We start from the raw sequence: 1155 nt of genomic DNA on the forward strand, positions 1-1155 counted from the left end.
CAAACCCGCCCCCCGCTCTCCTCCCCCCCCCCCCTCCCCCGCCCGCACCCCCCCTCCCCCCCCCCCCCCCCCCCCCCCCCCCCCCCCCCCCCCTCTGCCGGCCGTGGTGGCCGGACTCAGTGGTTGTTGACGCCGTTGCCGGACAGCACCGGGATGCCGTCCAGGACGTGCGACAGCGGCTCGTCGCCCTTGGCCTGGGTCGAGTTCTCCGAGCACTGCTGGTTCTGCGGGTTCGACAGGACGTTGGCGTCCTGGACGGCGACCGGCACGAGGCCCACGAGGGAACCCGCGCTGGCCTTGGCGGGCAGACCGACGCAGGGCTTGTTGAGCGAACCCTGGACGAGCGAAAGCTGCGGGCTCTGCTCGCCGTACGTCGCCGAGTTGCCGAACGACTGCACGGCCTCGTTGCCACTCAGCGACGTGGTGCCGTTGTCGTTGCCGATGGCGAGTGCCTGCGGTGCGGCGGCAGCCAGCGAGACTCCGGCCACGGACGCGGTCACGGCTGCTGCTGCCCACAGCTTCTTCATGATGATTCCCTTCGAGCCTTCAGGATGCGCACTCCATCGATGAAGTGACGCGTTGGTCAACAGCGTCGTCCGCGCCCCGGTTGCGGTCTGTGACCCGAACAGCGGAGCGCGAGGCGTGCCGCCCGGAGCGTTCGGTCCTTTCGCCCGCCAGGAAGGGGGGCGGTACGGGATATTGGGGGCATGGCGGAGCACAAGGGCCGTTGGGAACGGCAGGGGCTGATTCCGGCGAGCCGCAAGGAGCCGGGAAGCCGCACAGAGCCGACGGCCCGGGGGAGGCGGGCGGTCCGGTCGTCCGTGGACCGTTCGGCGGAGCCGATCTACGCGTCCCTGATGGCCAGTTGGTCCTCCCAGGGACGAACCCTCCCCGGCGTCGTGGACCATGAATGGGAGGCTCTCGTCGCCTGGTCCTGGCCGAGGTGGTGACGCGCCCCGCACGACGGCAGCCTTGCGCGGCAGCACAGGGAGCCGTGACAGCACACGGGCCGTGACAGCACACGGGCCGTGACAGCACACGGGCCGGGGGGGGGGGGGGGGGGGGGGGGGGGGGGGGGGGGGGGGGGGGGGGGGGGGGGGGGGGGTTTTTGTCTTTTTTCGGGGGGGACCGGGGGGGGTGCCAGGGGGGGGGAGG

At 72.7% G+C, this 1155-nt stretch carries 2 protein-coding genes; one reads left to right on the plus strand and one right to left on the minus strand.

Annotated features, from left to right (window positions below):
• Nucleotides 1-116: 116 nt before the first annotated feature.
• A complete protein-coding gene (locus AC0699_RS12695) occupies nucleotides 117-527 on the minus strand; it encodes a rodlin (protein WP_469772987.1) in 411 nt (136 codons plus the stop codon).
• A 180-nt stretch (nucleotides 528-707) separates the two neighbouring features.
• On the opposite strand from AC0699_RS12695, the gene AC0699_RS12700 reads away from it, so the two are divergent.
• Nucleotides 708-950, plus strand: coding sequence for a hypothetical protein (locus tag AC0699_RS12700; protein ID WP_478659089.1), 243 nt, complete (start codon nucleotides 708-710; stop codon nucleotides 948-950).
• Nucleotides 951-1155 lie beyond the last annotated feature (205 nt).

This window comes from Streptomyces sp. NPDC043870 (assembly GCF_056435785.1).